Consider the following 254-nt stretch of genomic DNA (forward strand, 5'->3'; position numbering starts at 1 on the left):
CCTGAGAAAATTGCTTATCTAAAAGCATTAGGAGCTACTGTCTATATATGTCCTGCCAATGTGCCGGCGGATGATCCAAGATCTTATTATGAAGTAGCGAAAAGAATTGCTTTGGAAACTCCCAATTCTATTTACATAAATCAGTACTTTAATGAACTGAACATTGATGCCCACTATCAGACGACAGGTCCTGAAATCTGGGAACAGACAGAAGGTAAGATCACTCACCTTTTTGCCTGCACCGGAACGGGAGG

General features: G+C 41.7%; 1 protein-coding gene. It reads left to right on the forward strand.

What is annotated here, in order from left to right:
• Positions 1–254, forward strand: a 254-nt coding sequence (locus tag SB689_RS23700; protein WP_410694487.1) for a pyridoxal-phosphate dependent enzyme, incomplete at both ends; no start/stop codon positions are given.

This window comes from Chryseobacterium sp. SIMBA_038, from assembly GCF_046535115.1.
Classification (GTDB): domain Bacteria; phylum Bacteroidota; class Bacteroidia; order Flavobacteriales; family Weeksellaceae; genus Chryseobacterium.